1 protein-coding gene is annotated in these 270 nt (G+C 57.0%); it reads right to left on the bottom strand.

Annotated features, from left to right (window positions below; all coding sequences use genetic code 11):
• On the bottom strand, positions 1-270 hold a 270-nt coding region (locus SB756_RS30455), incomplete at both ends, for an RHS repeat domain-containing protein (protein WP_410913290.1).

Below are 270 nucleotides of genomic sequence, written 5' to 3'. Positions count from 1 at the left end.
ATCCGGGTCATCTGGCGCCACGGTCTGTTCAAGCAGCCGGTTGAGTGAATCATAGCGGTAACGGGTGACCACGCCGTTGGCATCTTCCTCTTCGATGGCGCGGTTACGCAGCGACGAGTGTACAGAGGCCGACGTTTTCTCGATCGTACCGCCGTGGGGCGAGAACGTGGTTGTGGTCTTCAGGTAAGTTGGTTTTCCCTGCTCGTCGTTTATTTTTTCATAATGCCAGCGGGTTTTCGACGTGCAGGCGCCCAGCGTGGCAGTCTTCAG

The organism is Pseudomonas sp. SIMBA_068 (genome assembly GCF_046534705.1).
GTDB lineage: Bacteria > Pseudomonadota > Gammaproteobacteria > Pseudomonadales > Pseudomonadaceae > Aquipseudomonas > Aquipseudomonas putida.
The sequence above is the reverse complement of the archived record's forward strand: the minus strand, read 5'-3'. Positions and strand labels throughout refer to the sequence as shown.